Origin of the sequence: Rhodococcus sp. 15-649-2-2 (genome assembly GCF_002258645.1) — a bacterium.
Taxonomy (GTDB): domain Bacteria; phylum Actinomycetota; class Actinomycetes; order Mycobacteriales; family Mycobacteriaceae; genus Rhodococcoides.
Map to the genome: position 1 here is coordinate 20,412 of NZ_NPFM01000025.1, position 19,725 is coordinate 40,136.

Genomic DNA, 19,725 nt, shown 5'->3' on the forward strand with positions numbered 1-19,725 from the left:
GTCGAACGTGAAGATCACTCGAACCCCCCGACGCCTGCTGGCCGTCGTCATGGCACTGGCGGTAGTCGCCTCGGCCTGCAGCACCACCACGACCGAAACCGAGACCGGTGGCGACGGGAACACCCCGATCAAGTTGCAATTGCAGTGGTTCAAACAGGGCCAGTTCGCGGGCTATCTGGCGGCCGTCGACCAAGGCTTCTACACCGAGCAGGGACTGGACGTCGAAATATTGGACGGCGGAACGGATATCGTTCCGCAGACCGTGCTGGCGCAGGGACAGGCCGATTATGCCGTCGCGTGGGTGCCGAAAGCGCTCGCCTCCCGCGAGGCCGGGGCGGGCATCACCGACGTCGCTCAGATCTACCAGAAATCCGGAACATTGCAGGTCTCGTTCAAGGATCAGAACATTGCCTCACCCGCCGACCTTCGCGGCAAGACTGTCGGAAACTGGGGCTACGGCAACGAATTCGAGTTGTTCGCCGGCATGACTCGAGCAGGAGTGAGCCCATCCGACGTGACGTTGGTGCAGCAGCAGTTCGACATGAACGGGCTGCTGTCCGGCGATATCGCTGCCGCACAGGCCATGTCGTACAACGAGTACGCGCAGCTGCTCGAGACGGTGAACCCCGCGACCGGCGCCTTGTACACCGCGGACGACTTCAGCTCGCTGAACTGGAACGACGACGGTGTCGCCATGTTGCAGGACGCGATCTGGGCCAATACGGACAAGCTCTCCGACGAGGCGTACCAGGATCAGACCGTCAAATTCCTGGCGGCATCGCTGAAGGGCTGGATCTTCTGCCGAGACAACGTCGAGAAGTGCCGCGACATCACTGTCGCTGCCGGCTCCACACTCGGCGCGAGCCATCAGCTCTGGCAGGTCAACGAAGTCAACAAATTGATCTGGCCGTCGAGTGAGGGCATCGGGATGATCGACGAGGCCGCCTGGCAGCAAACCGTGGACATCGCGAAGACCACGAAGAACGCCGAGGGCTCGACCGTGCTCACCGCTGATCCCGATGCCGAGGCCTACACCAACGAGTATGTCGGCAAGGCATTGGATTTGTTGAAGGCCGACGGAGTGGACGTCACCGGAGAGTCGTACGCTCCGATGGAGGTCACACTGGAGGAAGGCGGCAAGTAGATGGATCACGTGTTCTACTCCTGGTCGGCGCAGGCCGAACTGAACCCGATCACCGTCGAGGGTGCCGAGGGGTCGTGGTTCTGGGACGACAAGGGCAACCGATACCTGGACTTCTCGTCACAGCTGGTCAACGTCAATCTCGGCCATCAACACCCCGACGTCGTGGCCGCCATCGTCGAGCAGGCGCAGGTGCTGACCACGATTTCCCCGACCGTGGCCAACAACAAGCGCAGTGAACTGGCCGCGTTGATCGCCGAGCGGGCCCCGGGTGATCTGAACCGAGTGTTCTTCACGACGGGTGGTGCCGAAGCCGTCGAGCATGCAGTGCGGCTGGCGCGTCAGCACACCGGACGCACGAAGATGCTGGCCGCGTACCGCTCGTACCACGGCGGAACCGGAGTTGCGATCGGTCTCACCGGCGAACCGAGGCGATGGGGCACCGAGCCGACCAACGTCGACGTCGTACGCTTCTTCGGGCCGTACCCTTACCGGTCACCCTGGGGCACAACGACTCCCGAGGACGAGACGGCCGCAGCACTGGCACATCTCGAACAGGTCATCGTGCTGGAAGGTGCGCAGAACATCGCCGGACTCATTCTCGAATCGGTCATCGGCACCAACGGTGTGCTGATCCCGCCGCCCGGATATCTGGCCGGCGTTCGGGCGCTGTGCGACAAGTACGGGATCGTCTACATCGCCGACGAAGTGATGGTCGGGTTCGGGCGAATCGGCGAATGGTTCGCATGCCAGGCCTGGGATGTGACACCGGATCTGATCACGTTCGCCAAGGGCGTCAACTCCGGATACGTACCCCTCGGCGGAGTCGTGATCTCGGAGAAGATCGCCTCGCAGTTCGACCACAAAGCCTATCCGGGCGGATTGACCTACTCCGGCCACGTCCTCGGGTGCGCCGCGGGCGTCGCGTCCATCGGGGTGTTCGAGCGCGACAAGATCCTTCCGCACGTGCGGCACGTCGGCGAGGACGTACTCGGAGCGGGCCTGTCCAAGCTGGCCGAATCGCATCCGAGTGTGGGCGAGGTGCGCGGCAAGGGATTCTTCTGGGCCGTCGAACTGGTCAAGGACGGCACGACCCGAGAGCCGCTGGTGCCCTTCGCCGCATCGGGCAAGGATGCGGCGGCAATGGGAACGGTGACCGCCGCAGCGAAGTCACGCGGACTGTGGCCCTTCGTCGCCGGAAATCGACTTCAGATCGCACCGCCGCTGACGACGTCCGAGGACGAGATTCGTCAGGGACTGGAAATCCTCGACGAGGTGCTGACGGTGGCGGACGGGTTCACCGTCGACGGATGATCACAACACAGCACCGGGGTTGAGGATGCCCGCCGGATCGAGAGCGGTCTTGATCCGTCGGGTCAGTTCCATGACGTCTTCTCCGACCTGATCGGGCAGCCAGGCCTTCTTGAGACGACCGACGCCGTGTTCTCCGGTGATGGTGCCGCCCAACGAGATTGCGAGATCCATGATCGCTCCGAACGCGACATTGGCTCGGCGGGTCATGTCGGCGTCCTCGGGGTCGAACACGATCAGCGGATGGGTGTTGCCGTCGCCGGCATGAGCGATGACGGCCACCAGAACGTCGTACTTCACGGACAGCTCGGCTATTCCGTCGACCAGTGCGGGGAGCGCGGGCAGTGGTACTCCGACGTCCTCGAGCAGCAGGCTGCCGAGTCGTTCGACCGCAGGAATCGCGAATCGCCGTGCGGCAGCAAATGCTTCGCCCTCGTCGGGGTCGTCGGTGGTGAAGACATCCGAGGCACCGGCCTCGGTGCACGCGGCCGCCATGATCTCGATCTCGCGCCCACGGTCGGCACCGGGGGAGTCGGACCGAGCAATGAGCATCGCTGCTGCCTCGCGGTCGAGTCCCATGTTCATGGCATCTTCGACGGCACCGATGGACGCGCGGTCCATGAACTCGAGCATCGACGGCCGCAAGGTTCGGGTGATGGCCAGAATCGCAGTCGTCGCATCGTGCACGGAGGCGAACGAGGCGACCACGGTGCTGGCCGGAGGTTGCGCAGGGATCAATCGAAGAGTGATCTCGGTGATGATGCCCAGCGTGCCCTCGGATCCGACGAAGAGCTTCGCAAGAGACAGTCCGGCAACATCTTTCAGACGTGGACCGCCGAGTCGGACGGCAGTCCCGTCGGCGAGGACGACCTCGAGCCCGAGAACGTAGTCGGTGGTGACGCCGTACTTCACGCAGCACAGTCCGCCGGCGTTGGTGGCCGCATTGCCGCCGATGGAACACATCTCGAACGACGAGGGATCCGGCGGGTACCACAGGCCGTGCTCGGCCACCGCCTTCTTGACCTCGACGTTGAGCAGTCCGGGTTGTACGACGGCGATACGGGTCACCGGATCGACGGTGATCTCGCGCATCAGTTCCGTGGTGAGCACGATTCCGCCGTCGACGGCAGTGGCACCGCCGGACAATCCCGACCCGGCGCCGCGGGGAACCACCGCCACGTTGTGTTCGGTGGCCCAGCGCATGACGGCACGAACGTCCTCGGTGGACTGTGCGCGAACCACCGCCAGCGGGGTGCCGGCGTCGGGATCCTTGGCCCAATCGCGTCGGTATCCCTCGGTGATGTCCGGGTCGGTGACCATGGCACCGGCAGGAAGTAGGGATTCGAGTTCGGTCAGGCGGGCATCTGCATCCGTCGTCACCGACATCCGGTTCTCCTCACGTCGAAATGTGACCGTCGCCACTCGAGTCTGCCACGACCGAGAGTGGGGCGCGGACGAGGGACGCCGTCGCGCCTGCCGAGTCACATAAGTAACACCAGCCTCAGGCGTTACCAGATCGATGCGTCGTCGACACGCAATCTTGTAGTTCGCCACGCTAGCGTCCACCACAGCGAATCTCGCGCCCCATGTGACGCGAGTCGACAAGGAGGCTGCACCATGATCGATCCCGGAAGTGACTCCTGGAACTACGTGGCGGCGATGTTCTCGTACGAATTCCTCGGTGGTGGTGTCGAATACGACACCATCGAGCGGATCCATCGAGGTGACATCGACGAGTGGGTGCAGGCCTTGGCGCACTCCGGGATGTTCGAGAAGGCCACCGTGTCGCACATCGCGGACTCGTGGCGAGCGGCACCGCGCCAGTTGTTCGACATGCTCGTCCTGGACGCGGACGAGATGACCGCTCGACGATGCTCACTGGCGTGGTCGTCGCTCGACCGGCTCGCTCCACTCGCCCGCCTGGGTTGATCGCCGTTCAACCACCCAGAATTCGAGGGCCCGAATCATCGACGACGATGGCCTGTTCGTCGGTCAAGCCGTGACAGCGAACGCCGTCACGGCGGAGGCGCTGCAGGGTAGCCCATCCCGAATCATTCTCGTCCAGAACGGAATTCAGGTGGGGCACGATCGAGAAGTCCACCAGATTCAGTCCGTCCCATACCGTCTCGATACCGGTAGTGGGTCGGACCTCGGCGGGATCGTCTGCATCCTCGACTCCGACCAACGACGGAGCCGCCACACACGCACCCGCGCTGTAACCGCCGTAGGCGATGGAGTTTCCTCGCACACGCTCGCTCAGAATTTCGTCGGCACCGGAGCGGGTGAGCTGGGCGCGCAGGACGAACGTGTTGCCGCCGCGAACCCATACAGCACCGAATCCGTCGAGGACTCGCTCGAACGCTGCCGGCTTACCGACGTAGTCGCGTAGATCCACCTCCGCCGGTCGATATCCGAGAGCGCGCAACGGACCGAACTCGCTGCGGAGCGAGGAATCGCGCGCCGCGGCGGGCCACGCGTCCGACGCGTTCGCGATGACGGCGAGATCGGAGGGCGGCCCGGTGAGTTGGACGAATTCGTCGGAGTGACCGCCGAATCGGTATGACGACAGGAAGAGTTTCACGTCGTCGGTTCTTCTCTCAGCCGAGTCAGCCCGACACGAACGGCGTCCGCGACACGATCGGGCTCACGTAGGCGACGAGCCACAAAACCGGCAGCGAACCGCAGCCGATCACGGTGCCATCGCGGTACGACGTGCAGATGCAGGTGAAATACCGTCTGAAAGGCAGCCTTGCCGTCGTTGATCACCAGATTGGCTCCGTCGGCGCGCAGGTCCGAGTGGCGCACCGCGCGCGCCAGGGTGTGTCCGACGCGAAACACCTCGGCGGCCGCATCTGGATGGCTCGAGTTCAGATCGGTGGTGTGCTCGCGCGGAACGACGAGGAGGTGTCCGCGACTGATCGGTCGAATGTCGAGAAAGGCGACGGTGTGGTCGTTCTCGAACACTCGGTGGGCGGGGGCGTCGCCGGCAACGATCGCACAGAAGATGCAAGATTCCACGGGTGTCACTGTAGGGTCCGATCATCAGCGATAGGCCTGTGTGGCGTGCAACACAAATGCGCGTCCCGTCGCCGGGAAATGTCGAACGGACTCGATTCAGAACGAATCGGACAGTGTTCCGGGTACCCGCGGTCTGTTTCCTCTGGCTACTATCAGGGACCTTGTGCCTTGTCGCATGGGTTCGTCCACTCGTCGCAAGTTCGGGGCCGTTGGCCGACATGTGGGCACCATTCAACGCAGGAAGACGGAGATTTGGATACATCGCAGAGCACGGAGAAGGGTTCGGGATCCACGACGGTCGTCGGTGTGGTTCGGGAATCGGGGGAGGGCGAGCGCCGTGTCGCTCTGGTGCCCAAGATCGTTGCGTCCCTGACGGGAAAGGGCGTCGAGATCGTCGTCGAATCGGGTGCCGGTCTCGGCGCTCTGATTCCGGACGAGCTGTACGTCGCCGCCGGTGCGACGATCGGTGATCCATGGTCGGCGGACGTCGTGGTCAAGGTCGCGCCGCCGTCCGATGCCGAGATCGCCAAGCTGACGTCGGGTTCGACGCTCATCGGATTCCTGGCACCGCGTAACGCGGAGAACAGCATCGGCGCATTGAAGGCTGCAGGAGTGCAGGCGTTCGCCGTCGAAGCTATTCCGCGTATCTCGCGCGCCCAGGTGATGGACGCACTGTCCTCGCAGGCCAACGTGGCCGGCTACAAGTCCGTGCTGCTGGCCGCCTCGGAATCGACCAGATTCTTCCCGATGTTGACCACCGCCGCGGGCACTGTGAAGCCCGCGACCGTGCTGGTTCTCGGAGTCGGGGTGGCGGGTCTGCAAGCGTTGGCCACCGCCAAGCGTCTCGGCGGTCGACCGACCGGATACGACGTGCGTCCCGAGGTTGCCGACCAGGTTCGATCCGTCGGCGCACAGTGGCTCGATCTGGGGATCGACGCAGCCGGTGAGGGTGGATACGCACGAGAGCTGACCGACGACGAGCGTGCTCAGCAACAGAAGGCCCTCGAAGAAGCCATCAAGGGCTTCGACGTGGTCATCACCACCGCACTGGTGCCCGGGCGCCCCGCGCCCCGGCTGGTCACCGCCGCGGCTGTCGAAGGGATGAAGCCCGGCAGTGTCGTGGTCGACCTTGCCGGCGAGACGGGCGGAAACTGTGAGCTCACCGAGCCCGGCCAGACCGTCGTCAAGCACGACGTCACCATCTGCTCCCCGTTGAACCTCCCGGCCTCGATGCCCGAGCACGCCAGCGAGCTGTACTCGAAGAACATCTCGGCATTGCTCGAACTCATGTTGGTCGACGGCACGCTCGCCCCCGATTTTTCGGACGAGGTCCTTGCCGGTGCCTGCGTGACACGTGAGAAGGAGAACTGATGTACACCCCGCTGCTCGCGAACATCGCGATCCTGGTGCTGTCCGGGTTCGTCGGCTTCGCGGTGATCTCCAAGGTGCCCAACACCTTGCACACCCCACTGATGTCGGGAACCAACGCCATCCACGGCATCGTCGTGCTCGGTGCGCTCGTCGTACTCGGAAAGGTCGAGGATCCCTCGATCGGCCTGCAGGTCATTCTGTTCGTCGCGCTGGTATTCGGAACGGTCAACGTCATCGGTGGCTTCGTGGTCACCGACCGCATGCTCGGCATGTTCAAGTCCAAGCCCGTCCCCGCCAAGATCGAGAAGGGGGCTGACTCCTGATGGATAATCTCGTCAACATTCTCTACATCGTCGCCTTCGGCATGTTCATCTACGGGTTGATGGGTCTGACCGGACCGAAGACAGCCGTGCGTGGCAACCAGATCGCCGCTGTCGGCATGTTCGTCGCCGTCGTGGCGACGCTGATCTCCATTCGTGACACCGAGAACTGGATCCTGATCATCGTCGGACTCGTCGTCGGCGTCGCGCTCGGAATCCCGCCGGCACGCAAGGTGAAGATGACCGCTATGCCGCAGCTGGTTGCGCTGTTCAACGGCGTCGGCGGCGGCACGGTCGCGTTGATCGCGTGGGCCGAATTCCTGGACACGTCCGGGTTCTCGAACTTCAACCACGGTGAGTCGCCGACCGTACATATCGTCATCGGTTCATTGTTCGCGGCGATCATCGGTTCGATCTCGTTCTGGGGCTCGCTCATCGCATTCCTCAAGCTGCAGGAGACTCTGCCCGGCTCGCCGATCACCATCGGCAAGTTGCAGCAGCCGCTCAATGCCCTGCTGCTCATCGGTGCCGTCGCCGCTGCGGTGGTCATCGGCATCAACGCGACCCCGGGCGGCGGAGTATCGCAGTGGTGGATCGTCGCAGTTCTGGTGCTGGCGGGCATCCTCGGTCTGACGGTGGTGCTGCCGATCGGCGGCGCAGACATGCCGGTGGTCATCTCGCTGCTCAACGCTCTGACGGGCTTGTCGGCAGCGGCCGCCGGTTTGGCGCTGAACAACACGGCGATGATCGTCGCGGGAATGATCGTCGGTGCGTCCGGCACGATCCTGACCAACCTCATGGCCAAGGCGATGAACCGTTCCATCCCGGCGATCGTCGCCGGTGGATTCGGCGGCGGCGATGCAGCTGCCGGGCCGGCCGGTGCCAGCGGCGGAACGGTCAAAGCAACGTCCGCGGCCGACGCGGCGATCCAGATGGCCTACGCCAACCAGGTCATCGTCGTGCCCGGATACGGTCTGGCTGTTGCGCAAGCGCAGCATGCGGTCAAGGACATGGCCAAGTTGCTCGAGTCGAAGGGCGTCGAGGTCAAGTACGCCATTCACCCCGTCGCCGGTCGTATGCCGGGGCACATGAACGTGTTGCTCGCCGAGGCCGACGTCGCGTACGACGCGATGAAGGAAATGGACGACATCAACGACGAGTTCTCGCGTACCGACGTCACGTTGGTCATCGGCGCGAACGACGTGACCAACCCTGCGGCGCGCAACGACCCGTCGAGCCCTATTCACGGGATGCCGATTTTGAACGTCGATCAGTCGAAGTCCGTCATTGTCCTCAAGCGATCGATGTCGTCGGGGTTCGCGGGCATCGAGAACCCTCTGTTCTTCGCCGAGGGCACGTCGATGTTGTTCGGTGACGCGAAGAAGTCGGTCTCCGAAGTGACCGAGGAGCTCAAGGCTCTCTAGTCACGACCTTCGCTCCCAGCGGGTGGGACGCTTCCGGCATCGATTCTCGATGTCAACGGAAGCGTCCCATTTTGCGTTGGACGGCCATGGCCGCCGTATCCAACGGGTTGCGCGCTTCGCGGGCAGCGGCATCGGGGGAGTAGAGCATGACGATCGAGCATGCGGGCCACCACATGAAGACGACCAGCAATGCGCTTGCGATCCCGACGATCGATGCGGAACCGGTGATCAGGGCTGCCGCTGCCACCGCAAGCGTCGCGGTGGTGCCCAGACCGAGGACCACGGGTCGCCACGCCGAGGACGCCACCATGGATGCGGCACCGAGCAATGCCGTCGTGGCGACGAGCTGGCCGTGAGGAAGCCCGGTAGGCGTTACGGACGATCCGGCGAATTCACGAGCGAGTTCGCCGGTCACCACCGACCCGATGGTGCAGGCGATCACCACCCCGATCCCGTACGGCAGTTTTCGTAGCACCGCTACCGCGGCGAGGACGGCGACGGCAATCAACACCGTCGTCACGTCGATGGCACCGAGCGCGGCGATGGCCAGTGCTGCGACGGGAGCGACGTCCGCAGACGCTGGGGATGCCATGTGCGGTGCAGAGATCAGCAGTGCCAGTAGCGCGCCTGCGGACAGGCCCGACACTGTCGCTCGCGTGACAATGGCTCGACGACGCCGATGTGCCGAAGTAACACCCCGTGCTGCGGTGCTTCCGGTTCGATGGGATCTGCGGATCGGTCCGCTCTTGAGGCTCGACGATGACATGACGGCCACAGTGCCCGATCAGCCTGAACGAAGCGTGTGAGGAACTCGAGAGCCCGCTGAATGGTGTCGGTAACGTTTCGGTCACAGTGACACGCTCCGACTTCCTTTCTGGGTCCCGGGCCAGCCGGAACCCGCCCGGTAGCAATGCAGATAGGTAAACGGGCCTCAATGCGGGTGGTGAGAATGTTTTATGGGGTTTCAGCAACCCTGGCGTCCGATACCGATTGTCATCACTTCGCTGGTCTTATGCCTGATTGTGGAAGGCCGCCGTCGGCAAAGGGTGTGGTCTCAGGCCGTCTACCTGGGAATTGTCGTGTTCGTTGTCCGCGATCACAGCATTTCGTAACGCGAACTATGACTTCGTTGCAAGACGTTGATCGGATGGGTCCGAGTATGTGACGATAGTCACATAGTCCGGCTCACCTGGAGCGAGACCGACCAAAAGGGCGTAGTTTCAGCCGCATCGGAAAACCGTGTTTCGTTGTTACACGCAAATCGGTAACGATCTGAACACGGTATCCGGTGCTAGTCGAAGGTGAACTTCGCCATGAATCGGACGCCGGAAACTCGAAGGAGAAGAACATGACCGCAATGTCTCAGGGACAGCTCGATATGGTCCGCGCGTTCTTTTGCAACGAGTTCCAAGCGGACTCTCTCGATCGGTCCGTCATGCCCGAGCCTACCGCCGAAGCCGTGACCGAGTGGATCCATGCGCTGGCCACCAGCGGACTCTTCGCCCCGGCCGAGGTGCACAACATTTCTTCGGTGTGGAATGCAGAGCCGGATGCGCTGGTTGCCTTGCTTGTCGGTGAAGTGGACGAGATTGCCGTCAAGCGTCACGGTGCGTCGGTGCCTGCGGCCGCGATTGCTACCCCGGCGCTGATCTCGGCCTTCGAACGCGCCAGCTGACTCCCTGCCCTCGAAGGGGCCTGCGCTTCGCTACGATCATCCGATTGGATGACAGCAGTCGACGATTCTTCGTCGCGCAGCGAAATGAGGGCACTGAATGGGCGCGGTGGGACTGGACGAAGATGCGGTGTCGACCTGGATCGAAGGATTGGGAATCGGCGCGACGTCCCCGCTGACCTACCGTCGAATCGGAAACGGGCAGTCCAATCTCACGTTCGAGGTCCGGGACGCAGCAGGATCCTCGTGGGTTCTTCGCCGACCCCCGCTCGGACACCTGCTGGCCTCCGCGCACGATGTGGTGCGTGAGCACCGAATTCTGTCGGCGTTGCAGAACACAGCGGTGCCGGTTCCGAAAATGATTGCAATGACCGAGGATTCGTCGATCTCCGATGTTCCTCTGGTGCTCATGAGTTTCGTGGACGGTGTTGTGGTCGATTCGGTTGCGGCGGCCGAGCAACTCGACATCGACCACCGTCGCCGAGTCGGGCTCGGTCTGACCGTAGCGCTCGCCGACATTCACCGCGTCGATCTCGAGTCGTCCGGCCTGAACGACCTGGCAAGCCACAAGCCCTACGCCGCTCGTCAGCTCGCCCGATGGACCAAGCAATGGGAGTCCTCGCGCACCAGGGACGTACCCGGGATCGATTCTCTCGCAGCCAGACTCGCGGCCGGCATTCCAGAGCAGTACGAAGTGGCCCTGGTACACGGAGATTTTCACCTCAGCAACGTCATCACCGCCCGCGACGACGGCCGAGTAGCTGCGGTCGTCGACTGGGAGCTGTGCACACTCGGGGATCCGCTGGCAGATCTCGGCGGACTGCTGGCCTACTGGCCACAAGCCGACGACGGGGTCGCGGGCCCGTTCATGGCGTCGACATTGCCCGGATTCCCCACCAGGTCCGAGCTCGTCGACTCGTACGCTCAGCACACGGGGCGCGATGTCTCCGACGTCGGATTCTGGCAGGTTTTGGCGTTGTGGAAGCTCGCGATCATCGCGGAAGGCGTCATGCGCCGCATGGAAGCGGACTCGAGAAACAGAGCGATCGCGGGCGGTCCCACCACGACGCTCATCGACGACATCGTCACCCGTGCGGTGAACACCGCCGACGACATCGGCCTGTAGACCGTCAGCTCGCCGAGGTTCCGATCACCAGAGTGCGTGCTGCGCTTTCGATCTCGGGAGGGATGGGGACAGGTCTGCGCGTGACGCCGTCGACGTAGACGTGCACGAAGCGACCCCGGGCTGCCAGTTCCAGCGCATCGTCGTCGGCTTCCCGGAACAGTGCGAGCGAGTACACGATGCTGCGGGTGCCCAACTTCTCGACGGCCAGGCCGACCTGAAGGCGATCCGGGAAACTCAACTCGGACAGGTAACGACACGAGGTTTCCGCCACCACGCCGATCGCCGGGAGTTGCCGGATGTCCACACCCGTCGTCTCCATCAACCAGCCGTTGACGGCAGTATCGAAATACGCGTAGTAGGTGACGTTGTTGACGTGGCCGTAGTGGTCGTTGTCGTCCCACCGGGTCGGCACGGGCCACAGAGCCGGGAAATCGGATGCATGCTCCAACTCGGCCGTGGCGTTCGCCTGATCCGTCATGAACGAGACACTAGCCAGTGTCCTCGGGGGTAGTGGGCACCGGGGACTGCCGACGTAGAACGGACCGCACCACGAGCCCGACGACCAATGCCCAGAACGCCGATCCGATACCGGCGAACGTCAGGCCGGACGCGGCGACGAGGAACGTCAGAACGGTCGCTTCCCTGTCCGACGGGTGTTCGAGTGCTCCGAACAACGACGCGGCGAGCGTTCCCAGCAAGGCCAGTCCGGCAACGGTTTCCACCACTCCGGCAGGTGCAGCGGCCACCAGAGTTGCCAGAGCCGTGGCCAACAGTGCGAGCACGAGATACGAGCAACCGGCGGAGAACGCCGCGATCCATCGCCGCTTCGGGTCCGGGTGTGCGCCGGGATTGGCCGACAGCGCGGCACTGATGGCGGCGAGGTTGATCGTGTGACCACCGGCGAATGCGCCCAGGACGGTACCGGTTCCGGTGACCGTCATCGATGCACGCCACGGGATTCGGAAACCGAACGATGCCATGACGGTTGCGCCAGGAATGTTCTGCGACGCCATCGTGACGATGTACAGCGGTACGGCGATCCCTATCGTGGCCTGCCATGTCCACTGCGGAACCGTCCAGTCGATTCCGGGAACGAGATCGGACGGCGCGATCGAGGTGTCGCTGCCGATCAAGTCTGCGGCGATGACCGCAGCCGCGGCAACGAACGCTGCCGGCACTGCCCATCGGCTGCTGAAACGGAGAACGACGAGCCACACGACTGCCACCGGCGCTATCAGCGCGGGGGAGTCGGCGAAGGCGGCCACCGGAGCCGAGCACAGGGGTAAGAGAACCCCCGCCAACATTGCCTGGGCAAGAGGGACCGGAATGCGCGAGACCAGCGCGCCCAGTCTGGGCCAGAGGCCGGTCAGGACGATCAGGACGCCGACCGTGACGAACGCTCCCACGGCGGCGGGCCACCCTCCGGCCACCACGCCGGTTCCGGCCAGCAGCGCCGCACCGGGCGTCGACCATGCCAAGGTGATGGGCTGTCGGTATCGGCGGGCCAGCCACATCATGCCCAGTGCCTGCGTCACGCACAGCGCCGACAATCCGGACGCCGCCTCTGCCGGGCTGGCACCGACCGCGCGCAACCCGGTCAGCACGACGGCGAACGAGCTCGTGAAACCTACCAACGCGGCGACGATTCCGGCGCTGATGGGAGTCGAGAGTGGAGTCGGTCCGTAGGCGGAATCGGCAGCGGTCACGAGTGTCGATCATGCACGGTCGGTCGCATCTTTCCCAGTGAACGAGTCCGCGATACTCCTCGGGTAGCGGAATACCGTCGAGGTGGTGCCGACGTCGCGTAGTCTTCGGTTGGACCGGACCAGTCCGTACCGCTGGTCCGGCGAGTGATCGAAAGGCCGGCGCAGTGGTGATGCCCGTACATCTGAGGGACAGTCAGGTCCCGAAACACGAACAGCTGCGCGCAATTCTGTTGCACCGCTGCACCAAGGAGCTCCAACCGGGCGATTTGATGCCGAGCGAGCGCAAGTTGATGGAAGACTACGGCGTCAGCCGTATCACCGTCAGGGAAGCGATCGGTCAACTGGTCAACGACGGGCATCTGGTGCGCGTCCGCGGCAAGGGCACGTTCGTGGCCAGCCGGACCGTGCAATCTCGTCTGCATCTGGCGTCGTTCTCGGAGGAAATGCGTGCACAAGGATTGACGCCGACGACCGTGGTGTTGTTCGCGCGGCTCGAAAAGCCATCCGCGGCAACGGTGCGCGCCCTCGGGCTGGCCGCCGGGGAGCAGACTTACCACATCAAGCGGCTGCGGCTTGCCGATGCCGAGCCGGTGAGCGTCGACGACGGTTGGTACCGGGCCGGACTGCTTCCGGACCTGATCGATCACGATCTGAGTCGATCGATCTACGAGGCTGTGCGCAATCACTACGGCCTGACGATCGACCGGGCCGAGCAGACCGTCAAAGCGACTGCAGCCGATAGTGATACGGCGACCCTGCTGGGGACCAAGCGCGGCGCACCGGTGTTGTACTTCGACCGCGTCTCCTTCAGCGGCGGCGAGCCGCTCGAGCACGCCGAGAGTTGGTATCGATGCGATCGATACCAACTGTCGATGGAGGTGGAAGGGCAGCGACGCACCACGCCGCGTCGGTGAGATCAGGGCAGCTCGAACAACGGATCACCCGTGGACACATCGGTGCCGACGTACGCGCTCGTGATCGAATCCGGTCTCGAATCCATCAGGACGACGGGCACGACATCGGAGTAACCCGCTGCTGCGATGGCGGCAGGGTCGTAGGTGACGACGAGATCGCCTGCCTGCACCGAATCGCCTTCGGCTGCAACGAGATCGAAGCCTGCACCCTTCATCTTCACGGTGTCTATACCGATGTGCACCAGTACACCCGCCTTGTCGTCGGTGAAGACCACGAACGCGTGCGGATGAAGCTTGAGAATTTTGCCTGCGACCGGAGAACGAACCTCGACGGGACCGTCGCTCGCGGCCGGTTGCAGTGCAACACCGGAACCCACCATCTGTGCGGAGAACACCGGATCGGGCACGTCGGCGAGCGAGATCACCTGGCCGGCAACGGGGCTGAGGACAAGGTTGGCGTCGTTCACAGAATGTCTTCGATGTCTTCTGCGAGCGTATCCGCTTCGGGGCCGACGATGACCTGAACGGCTGTGCCCTTGTGGAACACCCCGTGGGCGCCCGCCGCTTTGAGTGCAGCCTCGTCGACCAACGAGCCGTCTTTCACTTCGGTGCGAAGCCGAGTGATGCACGCTTCGATCTCGACGATGTTGTCGGCACCGCCGAGGCCCTTCACGATCGCGTCCGCCTTGGACATGGTGCGTTCCTACTTTCTTCTCGGCTGCGATCCTGTCGGTTGGATCACAAGTCTGGGTTGACACGAGCTTGCCACCTGGTCAAACTACAACTGGTAATGACCGGACAGTACCCCTGATGGCACTCGGTCACAACAGCGAAATCCACCCTCGAAGGATCAGCCTCGAAGAGAAGGTCGCCATGACCCCGAAGAACACGGACTCGGTCGATACCGAGCCGAAGAAGGACTCCCGATCGTTGGCCGGACTGCAGCGGTTCGGTCGCAGTCTCATGCTTCCCATTGCCGTTCTACCTGCTGCAGGAATCTTGCTCAGGCTCGGCCAAGACGACCTGCTGGGCAGATTCAGTGCGCTCGAGACCGCCGCCGCCGTCATCTCGGCCGCCGGTCAGGCTGTGTTCACCTGGCTTCCCCTGATCTTTGCCGTCGGTATTGCCATCGGCTGGGCCAAGAAGTCGGACGGCTCGACGGCGCTCGCTGCGGTCGTCGGATACATGGTGATGAACGGAGTCTTCACGGCGATGTCACCGGTGGTGCTCGACGGCAAGGTCGATGCCAACGGTGACCCGGCGGTGATCGACTACGGCGTTCTCGCGGGCATCGTCATCGGTCTGCTCTCGGCAATCCTCTGGCAGCGGTTCTACCGTCAGAAGTTGCCCGATTATCTCGGTTTCTTCAGCGGCCGCCGGCTGGTGCCGATCCTGACAGCGATCACCGGTCTCGTTGTCGCCGTCATCATGTCGTTCATCTACCCGCTCTTCTACAGTGCGCTCAACTGGGTCGGCAACACCGTCGCCGATCACAGCGTGGTGGGCAGCGGTATCTACGGATTCGCCAACCGCATGCTCATTCCGACCGGGCTGCACCACATTCTGAATTCTGTGGTCTGGTTCCTCGTCGGCGACTACCAGGATGCGAGCGGTCAGTTGGTGCGCGGCGACCTCAACCGGTTCTTCGCCGGCGACCCGTCCGCTGGAGTGTTCATGACCGGATTCTTCCCGATCATGATGTTCGCACTTCCCGCGGCAGCATTCGCGATCTACCGCAATGCCAAGCCTTCCCAGAAGAAGATCGTCGGTGGAATCATGTTGTCCACCGGCCTGACTGCTTTCGTCACCGGAATCACCGAGCCGCTCGAGTATTCGTTCATGTTCGTCGCCTGGCCGCTCTACATCATTCACGCGGTCCTGACCGGAACGTCGATGGCGCTGACCAATGCTCTCGGAATTCATGACGGATTCTTCTTCTCCGCGGGTGGCATCGATTACCTGCTCAACTACGGAATCGCCACCAAGGCATGGCTTCTGATCCCCATCGGTCTCGTGTTCGCGGCGATCTATTACGTGCTGTTCAGCTTCGTCATCAAGAAGTGGAACCTGCGTACCCCCGGTCGCGAGGACGACGTGGTGGCCGAACCGACCCAGGCATGACCGATTCGATCTCGACGACGCTACGAGGGCGTGTCGTCACCGGTGAGGAAGTCATCGAGGACGGCGTGCTTGCACTGACGGGAGATCGGATCTCGTGGGTGGGGCCTGCACAACTCTGGACGGGAGATGCAGTACCGCAGTCTGATTCGACAATCCTGCCGGGTTTGGTCGATGTGCACTGTCACGGCGGTGCGGGGGCATCGTTCCCCGATTCCGCAGCCGCCGATCTCATGACGGCGGTGCGGCATCACCGCTCCCGCGGCACCACGACGATGCTTGCCTCTCTGGTGTCGGCACCATCCGAACGGCTGATCGGGCAGACGTCGCTGTTGGCCGATCTGTACGAATCCGGTGATATCGCCGGGGTGCACGTCGAGGGTCCTTTTCTGTCGGTCATTCGCTGCGGCGCACAGGATCCGGGCTCGCTTCGCAGCGGTGACACCGGACTTCTGGCGGACATCATCGGCGCGGGCAGGGGAGCGGTGCGGTCGATGACTCTCGCACCGGAGGTCGACGGATTCGCCGCTGTTGCGCAGATGCTGAGAGAGAACGACATCGTGCCGAGCATCGGGCATACGGACGCCGACGCTCTGACCACCCGCCGCGGTATCGAGATGCTGGGGGGCGGCCCGATCACGGCGACGCACCTGTTCAACGGAATGCCGACCTGGCACCACCGAGCACCCGGGCCCGTGAGCGAATGTCTGGCCGCCGCGGCGCGCGAAGGCATGGTGCTCGAATTGATCGGAGACGGGGTACATCTCGCTGACGAGACGGTGCGCGCGGTATTCGATCTCGTCGGCGGTACGCAGATCGCGCTGGTGTCCGACGCGATGGCCGCCGCCGGTATGGTCGACGGCCGCTATCGACTCGGGCCTTTGGACGTGACCGTCCATCACTCGGTCGCACGACTCTCTCGTGACGCCGATCCGGAGACAGCACCGATCGCGGGTGGGACCGCGACGGTGATGGACCTGGTGCGCCGGGCGGTGCAGGACGCCGGTGTGCCGCTGGTCGAGGCAGTGCGGGCGGGGTCGTCGACACCGGCGACGACGATCGGTCTGGGTTCGGACATCGGTCGTCTACAGCAGGGAATGCGAGCCGACGTGCTGGTGGTCGACGGGACATTCGAGCCGGTGCAGGTCATCAGGGGCGGAATCGCGATAGAGGAGGACAGCTAGATGGAGATCGTGATCCTCGACGGGGTGGACGCGGTGGATCGAACAGCCGCCGACATCGTCGAGCGAACAGTCCGGACCACCCGCGAGCACACTCCTGTGCTGGGCCTGGCGACCGGATCCACGCCGGTGGGCACCTATCGCGAACTGGCGAGACGTCACCGAGACGAGGGGCTGTCTCTCTCGCACTGTCGAGCGTTTCTGCTCGACGAGTACATCGGTCTCGCGAGAAGTGCCGAGCAGTCGTACTTTTCGTTCATTCGGGAGAACTTCGTCGACCACGTCGATCTGGACGACGCCGCGGTGTTCTCACCCGACGGCGAAGCGCACGACATCGAGGCAGAGGCGCAGCGCTACGACGCGGCGATTGCGGAAGCGGGCGGCATCGATGTTCAGATCCTGGGAATCGGCACCGACGGACACATCGGCTTCAACGAGCCCGGATCGTCGCTGCGATCCAGGACCCGAGTGAAGACGCTTACCGAACAGACCCGTACCGACAATGCCCGCTTCTTCGACTCGCCCGATGCTGTTCCGCATCACGTACTGACGCAGGGCCTGGGCACCATCGACGAGGCGCGTCACCTGGTCTTGATTGCGACCGGCGAGTCGAAGGCAGAAGCGGTGGCTGCCGCTGTCGAGGGCCCACTGTCGGCTCACTGCCCGGCGTCGGTGATTCAGTGGCACCCGCACGTGAGCGTGCTGTTGGACAACGCTGCGGCGTCGTCGCTGGCTCTCGCCGACTACTACCGATACGCCTACGCCAACAAGCCTCGGTGGCAACACTTGTGAATCAGCTGCGGGCAAACTCCGATGCGCGGGTGATCTGTTCGTCCGACGGCCGGACGCCGGTGTAGAGGACGAATTGCTCGGCCGCTTGCAGGGCGATGACCTCGGCACCGGTGATCACAGGTTTGCTCGCCGCTCGGGCCGCTACGATCAGCGGTGTTTCCGATGGCATGGCGACCACGTCGAACACAGCCTGCGCCGCACCGATCTGTCCGTCGGTGAACGGCATGGAATCGGCTCCGGGACCTCCGGCCATGCCGAGCGGGGTGACGTTCACCAACAGGTCTGCGGACACTGCCTCGGCAGACCATTCGTAGCCGTAGGTCTCGGCCAGGGCGGGACCGGTGCGCGCGTTACGGGCGACGACGGTGCCGCGGGTGAAACCCGAATCTCGCAGTGCTGCAACAACAGCCTTCGCCATGCCGCCGCTGCCGGTGACGGCCACCGAGAAATCGGATGAGACGGAGTGCGTAGCCAGCAGATTCGCTACGGCCTGGTAGTCCGTGTTGTAGGCGTGCAGAACGCCGGCCTCGTTGACGATTGTGTTGACGGATTCGATGGCGCTCGCCGACTCGTGCATCACGTCGACCAGTTCGATGACGTCTTCCTTGAACGGCATGGAGACGGCGCAGCCTCGAATGCCCAGCGCGCGTACGCCTCCTACGGCGGCGGCAAGATCGGTGGTGGTGAATGCCTTGTAGACGAAGTTCAGGCCCAACTCGTCGTACAGGTAGTTGTGGAAGCGTGTTCCGAAGTTGCTCGGTCGGCCGGACAGAGACATGCAGAGCTGGGTCTCACGATTGAGGAAACTGCGCGACGGTGCCGTTGACATTGGGATCACCTTACGCCGCGCACGTTGTTGCAACCGATTGGAGAACGCCACGATCGGCCTCGGTGATCGGTAGTTCGTACTGCGCGGCCACCGTGAGGTACTTGCCCGCGTAGAAGCAGTGGTAGGCCGGGTTCGGTGGCAGCCAATCCGACGGTGTCTTATCGCTTTTCGATTGATTGTCGGGCCCGTTGACGGCCAGCAACTCGAACGAGACATCATTCGCGAACAGAACGCGTTTGTCCGGCGGCCACGCGTGCGCACCCATGTCCCATGCTGCGGCGAGCGGGTAAACATGATCGATCTGAACCGCGCTTCCGTCGGACTTGGTGAACTGCAACCGCTCACCGGAGTACGGGTCTGCGAGCGAACCCGACAGGACCACACAGTCTCGGGTGCCTGCCCGGAACTCGATCTCCGTCATCGACAGAGCCAGTACGTTGTCGCGAGTTCCGCACCCGTCGTGGCCGCCCGGCCCGTCGTAATCGTCCGTCCAGGCGGGTCCGAACACGCAGGCTTCGCCGCTCTTGCATCCACGCTCGTACCCGAGGGCGTCGGGCCGAGCGGCGACCACGCGAACCTGGTCCAGCAACTGCTCGATCTGTACCCGGGTGGGGCTGCCAGGTGCAGGCGCGGCAGGGGTGAAACCAGGGATGACGGATCGGTCGCACGATCCGAACGCCGCCATCACCACCGCAGCGATCACCAGCGCCGCCGCTACCCACAGTTTTCTCACACGCATCCCATCATCGATCGTCCGCCGTCGGCCCCCGCGGCAGCAGTATGTCGGTCCGTACCGACACGC

General features: G+C 63.7%; 22 protein-coding genes. 12 read left to right on the forward strand and 10 right to left on the reverse strand.

The annotated features are described in order from the left end of the window. Nucleotides 1-7 precede the first annotated feature (7 nt). On the forward strand, nt 8-1,144 hold the full coding sequence (locus tag CH305_RS16245; RefSeq protein ID WP_218828595.1) for an ABC transporter substrate-binding protein: 1,137 nt from the start codon (nt 8-10) through the stop codon (nt 1,142-1,144). Then, entirely contained in the window at nt 1,145-2,455 is a 1,311-nt protein-coding gene (locus CH305_RS16250; protein ID WP_094704249.1) for an aspartate aminotransferase family protein, read from the forward strand. Here CH305_RS16250 and CH305_RS16255 read toward each other — a convergent pair whose 3' ends face one another. Beyond that, nucleotides 2,456-3,838 (reverse strand): FAD-binding oxidoreductase, encoded by a 1,383-nt coding sequence (locus CH305_RS16255; protein WP_057477829.1) that lies wholly within the window; start codon nt 3,836-3,838, stop codon nt 2,456-2,458. Nucleotides 3,839-4,069: 231 nt separating this feature from the next. Here CH305_RS16255 and CH305_RS16260 point away from each other — a divergent pair, with 231 nt between their 5' ends. Beyond that, a complete protein-coding gene (locus CH305_RS16260; protein ID WP_057477830.1) occupies nt 4,070-4,381 on the forward strand; it encodes a hypothetical protein in 312 nt (103 codons plus the stop codon). Between the two features lie 7 nt (nt 4,382-4,388). On the opposite strand, the gene CH305_RS16265 is transcribed toward CH305_RS16260, so the two are convergent. After that, nucleotides 4,389-5,033, reverse strand: a complete 645-nt coding sequence (locus CH305_RS16265; protein WP_094704250.1) for a Type 1 glutamine amidotransferase-like domain-containing protein — start codon at nt 5,031-5,033, stop codon at nt 4,389-4,391. Then, nucleotides 5,030-5,470, reverse strand: coding sequence for an HIT family protein (locus CH305_RS16270; RefSeq protein WP_094704251.1), 441 nt, complete (start codon nt 5,468-5,470; stop codon nt 5,030-5,032). The genes CH305_RS16265 and CH305_RS16270 overlap by 4 nt, the downstream gene beginning before the upstream one ends. A 252-nt stretch (nt 5,471-5,722) precedes the next feature. Between CH305_RS16270 and CH305_RS16275 the strand changes: the two genes are divergently transcribed. The 3 genes from CH305_RS16275 to CH305_RS16285 are packed head-to-tail and all read left to right on the forward strand — an operon-like array spanning nt 5,723 to nt 8,585. Next, on the forward strand, nt 5,723-6,841 hold the full coding sequence (locus tag CH305_RS16275; protein ID WP_057477833.1) for a Re/Si-specific NAD(P)(+) transhydrogenase subunit alpha: 1,119 nt from the start codon (nt 5,723-5,725) through the stop codon (nt 6,839-6,841). Then, a complete protein-coding gene (locus CH305_RS16280; protein WP_057477834.1) occupies nt 6,841-7,164 on the forward strand; it encodes an NAD(P) transhydrogenase subunit alpha in 324 nt (107 codons plus the stop codon). Before CH305_RS16275 ends, CH305_RS16280 begins: the two co-directional genes overlap by 1 nt. Continuing rightward, nucleotides 7,164-8,585 carry an NAD(P)(+) transhydrogenase (Re/Si-specific) subunit beta gene (locus tag CH305_RS16285; protein WP_094704252.1) on the forward strand — a complete coding sequence of 474 codons (1,422 nt, stop codon included), beginning with the start codon at nt 7,164-7,166 and terminating at the stop codon, nt 8,583-8,585. The genes CH305_RS16280 and CH305_RS16285 overlap by 1 nt, the downstream gene beginning before the upstream one ends. Nucleotides 8,586-8,637: 52 nt before the next feature. Here the strand turns inward: CH305_RS16285 and CH305_RS16290 are convergent, their stop codons facing one another. Then, the gene (locus CH305_RS16290) at nt 8,638-9,351 is read right to left on the reverse strand and encodes a hypothetical protein (protein ID WP_143545288.1); all 714 of its coding nucleotides are present in this window, start codon (nt 9,349-9,351) and stop codon (nt 8,638-8,640) included. Between the two features lie 582 nt (nt 9,352-9,933). Between CH305_RS16290 and CH305_RS16295 the strand changes: the two genes are divergently transcribed. Further along, complete coding sequence (locus CH305_RS16295; protein ID WP_057477837.1) at nt 9,934-10,260, forward strand: hypothetical protein; 327 nt, start codon at nt 9,934-9,936, stop codon at nt 10,258-10,260. Nucleotides 10,261-10,357: 97 nt separating this feature from the next. Then, nucleotides 10,358-11,383 carry a phosphotransferase family protein gene (locus CH305_RS16300; RefSeq protein WP_094704255.1) on the forward strand — a complete coding sequence of 342 codons (1,026 nt, stop codon included), beginning with the start codon at nt 10,358-10,360 and terminating at the stop codon, nt 11,381-11,383. A 4-nt stretch (nt 11,384-11,387) separates the two neighbouring features. On the opposite strand, the gene CH305_RS16305 is transcribed toward CH305_RS16300, so the two are convergent. Both CH305_RS16305 and CH305_RS16310 read right to left on the reverse strand, forming a co-directional pair. Further along, a complete protein-coding gene (locus CH305_RS16305) occupies nt 11,388-11,861 on the reverse strand; it encodes a thioesterase family protein (protein WP_057477839.1) in 474 nt (157 codons plus the stop codon). A 10-nt stretch (nt 11,862-11,871) separates the two neighbouring features. After that, nucleotides 11,872-13,089 (reverse strand): benzoate/H(+) symporter BenE family transporter, encoded by a 1,218-nt coding sequence (locus tag CH305_RS16310; protein WP_094704256.1) that lies wholly within the window; start codon nt 13,087-13,089, stop codon nt 11,872-11,874. A gap of 170 nt (nt 13,090-13,259) precedes the next feature. Here CH305_RS16310 and CH305_RS16315 point away from each other — a divergent pair, with 170 nt between their 5' ends. Next, nucleotides 13,260-14,003, forward strand: a complete 744-nt coding sequence (locus CH305_RS16315) for a GntR family transcriptional regulator (protein ID WP_179278311.1) — start codon at nt 13,260-13,262, stop codon at nt 14,001-14,003. A 2-nt stretch (nt 14,004-14,005) separates the two neighbouring features. Here the strand turns inward: CH305_RS16315 and CH305_RS16320 are convergent, their stop codons facing one another. Further along, nucleotides 14,006-14,470, reverse strand: coding sequence for a PTS glucose transporter subunit IIA (locus CH305_RS16320; protein WP_057477841.1), 465 nt, complete (start codon nt 14,468-14,470; stop codon nt 14,006-14,008). Next, nucleotides 14,467-14,697 carry a glucose PTS transporter subunit EIIB gene (locus CH305_RS16325; protein ID WP_032378914.1) on the reverse strand — a complete coding sequence of 77 codons (231 nt, stop codon included), beginning with the start codon at nt 14,695-14,697 and terminating at the stop codon, nt 14,467-14,469. The genes CH305_RS16320 and CH305_RS16325 overlap by 4 nt, the downstream gene beginning before the upstream one ends. Nucleotides 14,698-14,876: 179 nt before the next feature. Here CH305_RS16325 and CH305_RS16330 point away from each other — a divergent pair, with 179 nt between their 5' ends. The 3 genes from CH305_RS16330 to nagB are packed head-to-tail and all read left to right on the forward strand — an operon-like array spanning nt 14,877 to nt 18,094. Further along, nucleotides 14,877-16,124, forward strand: coding sequence for a PTS transporter subunit EIIC (locus CH305_RS16330; protein WP_094704280.1), 1,248 nt, complete (start codon nt 14,877-14,879; stop codon nt 16,122-16,124). Continuing rightward, complete coding sequence (locus CH305_RS16335; RefSeq protein ID WP_094704257.1) at nt 16,121-17,305, forward strand: N-acetylglucosamine-6-phosphate deacetylase; 1,185 nt, start codon at nt 16,121-16,123, stop codon at nt 17,303-17,305. The genes CH305_RS16330 and CH305_RS16335 overlap by 4 nt, the downstream gene beginning before the upstream one ends. Further along, on the forward strand, nt 17,306-18,094 hold the full coding sequence (nagB, locus tag CH305_RS16340) for a glucosamine-6-phosphate deaminase (RefSeq protein ID WP_094704258.1): 789 nt from the start codon (nt 17,306-17,308) through the stop codon (nt 18,092-18,094). It abuts the gene before it with no gap. A gap of 1 nt (nt 18,095) precedes the next feature. Here the strand turns inward: nagB and CH305_RS16345 are convergent, their stop codons facing one another. Together CH305_RS16345 and CH305_RS16350 are read right to left on the reverse strand one after the other, a co-directional pair. Further along, a complete protein-coding gene (locus CH305_RS16345; RefSeq protein WP_094704259.1) occupies nt 18,096-18,923 on the reverse strand; it encodes a shikimate 5-dehydrogenase in 828 nt (275 codons plus the stop codon). A gap of 10 nt (nt 18,924-18,933) precedes the next feature. Then, entirely contained in the window at nt 18,934-19,662 is a 729-nt protein-coding gene (locus CH305_RS16350) for an HNH endonuclease family protein (RefSeq protein ID WP_179278312.1), read from the reverse strand. Between the last annotated feature and the right edge of the window lie 63 nt (nt 19,663-19,725).

Excerpts from the sequence above, each read along its gene's own strand:
- CH305_RS16250 (WP_094704249.1), top strand. The coding sequence starts at position 1,145 with ATGGATCACGTGTTCTACTCCTGGTCGGCGCAGGCCGAACTGAACCCG.
- CH305_RS16255 (WP_057477829.1), bottom strand. The coding sequence starts at position 3,838 with ATGTCGGTGACGACGGATGCAGATGCCCGCCTGACCGAACTCGAATCC.
- CH305_RS16260 (WP_057477830.1), top strand. The coding sequence starts at position 4,070 with ATGATCGATCCCGGAAGTGACTCCTGGAACTACGTGGCGGCGATGTTC.
- CH305_RS16280 (WP_057477834.1), top strand. The coding sequence starts at position 6,841 with ATGTACACCCCGCTGCTCGCGAACATCGCGATCCTGGTGCTGTCCGGG.
- CH305_RS16285 (WP_094704252.1), top strand. The coding sequence starts at position 7,164 with ATGGATAATCTCGTCAACATTCTCTACATCGTCGCCTTCGGCATGTTC.
- CH305_RS16290 (WP_143545288.1), bottom strand. The coding sequence starts at position 9,351 with ATGTCATCGTCGAGCCTCAAGAGCGGACCGATCCGCAGATCCCATCGA.
- CH305_RS16295 (WP_057477837.1), top strand. The coding sequence starts at position 9,934 with ATGACCGCAATGTCTCAGGGACAGCTCGATATGGTCCGCGCGTTCTTT.
- CH305_RS16300 (WP_094704255.1), top strand. The coding sequence starts at position 10,358 with ATGGGCGCGGTGGGACTGGACGAAGATGCGGTGTCGACCTGGATCGAA.
- CH305_RS16305 (WP_057477839.1), bottom strand. The coding sequence starts at position 11,861 with ATGACGGATCAGGCGAACGCCACGGCCGAGTTGGAGCATGCATCCGAT.
- CH305_RS16315 (WP_179278311.1), top strand. The coding sequence starts at position 13,260 with ATGCCCGTACATCTGAGGGACAGTCAGGTCCCGAAACACGAACAGCTG.
- CH305_RS16325 (WP_032378914.1), bottom strand. The coding sequence starts at position 14,697 with ATGTCCAAGGCGGACGCGATCGTGAAGGGCCTCGGCGGTGCCGACAAC.
- CH305_RS16330 (WP_094704280.1), top strand. The coding sequence starts at position 14,877 with ATGACCCCGAAGAACACGGACTCGGTCGATACCGAGCCGAAGAAGGAC.
- CH305_RS16335 (WP_094704257.1), top strand. The coding sequence starts at position 16,121 with ATGACCGATTCGATCTCGACGACGCTACGAGGGCGTGTCGTCACCGGT.
- nagB (WP_094704258.1), top strand. The coding sequence starts at position 17,306 with ATGGAGATCGTGATCCTCGACGGGGTGGACGCGGTGGATCGAACAGCC.
- CH305_RS16345 (WP_094704259.1), bottom strand. The coding sequence starts at position 18,923 with ATGTCAACGGCACCGTCGCGCAGTTTCCTCAATCGTGAGACCCAGCTC.
- CH305_RS16350 (WP_179278312.1), bottom strand. The coding sequence starts at position 19,662 with ATGCGTGTGAGAAAACTGTGGGTAGCGGCGGCGCTGGTGATCGCTGCG.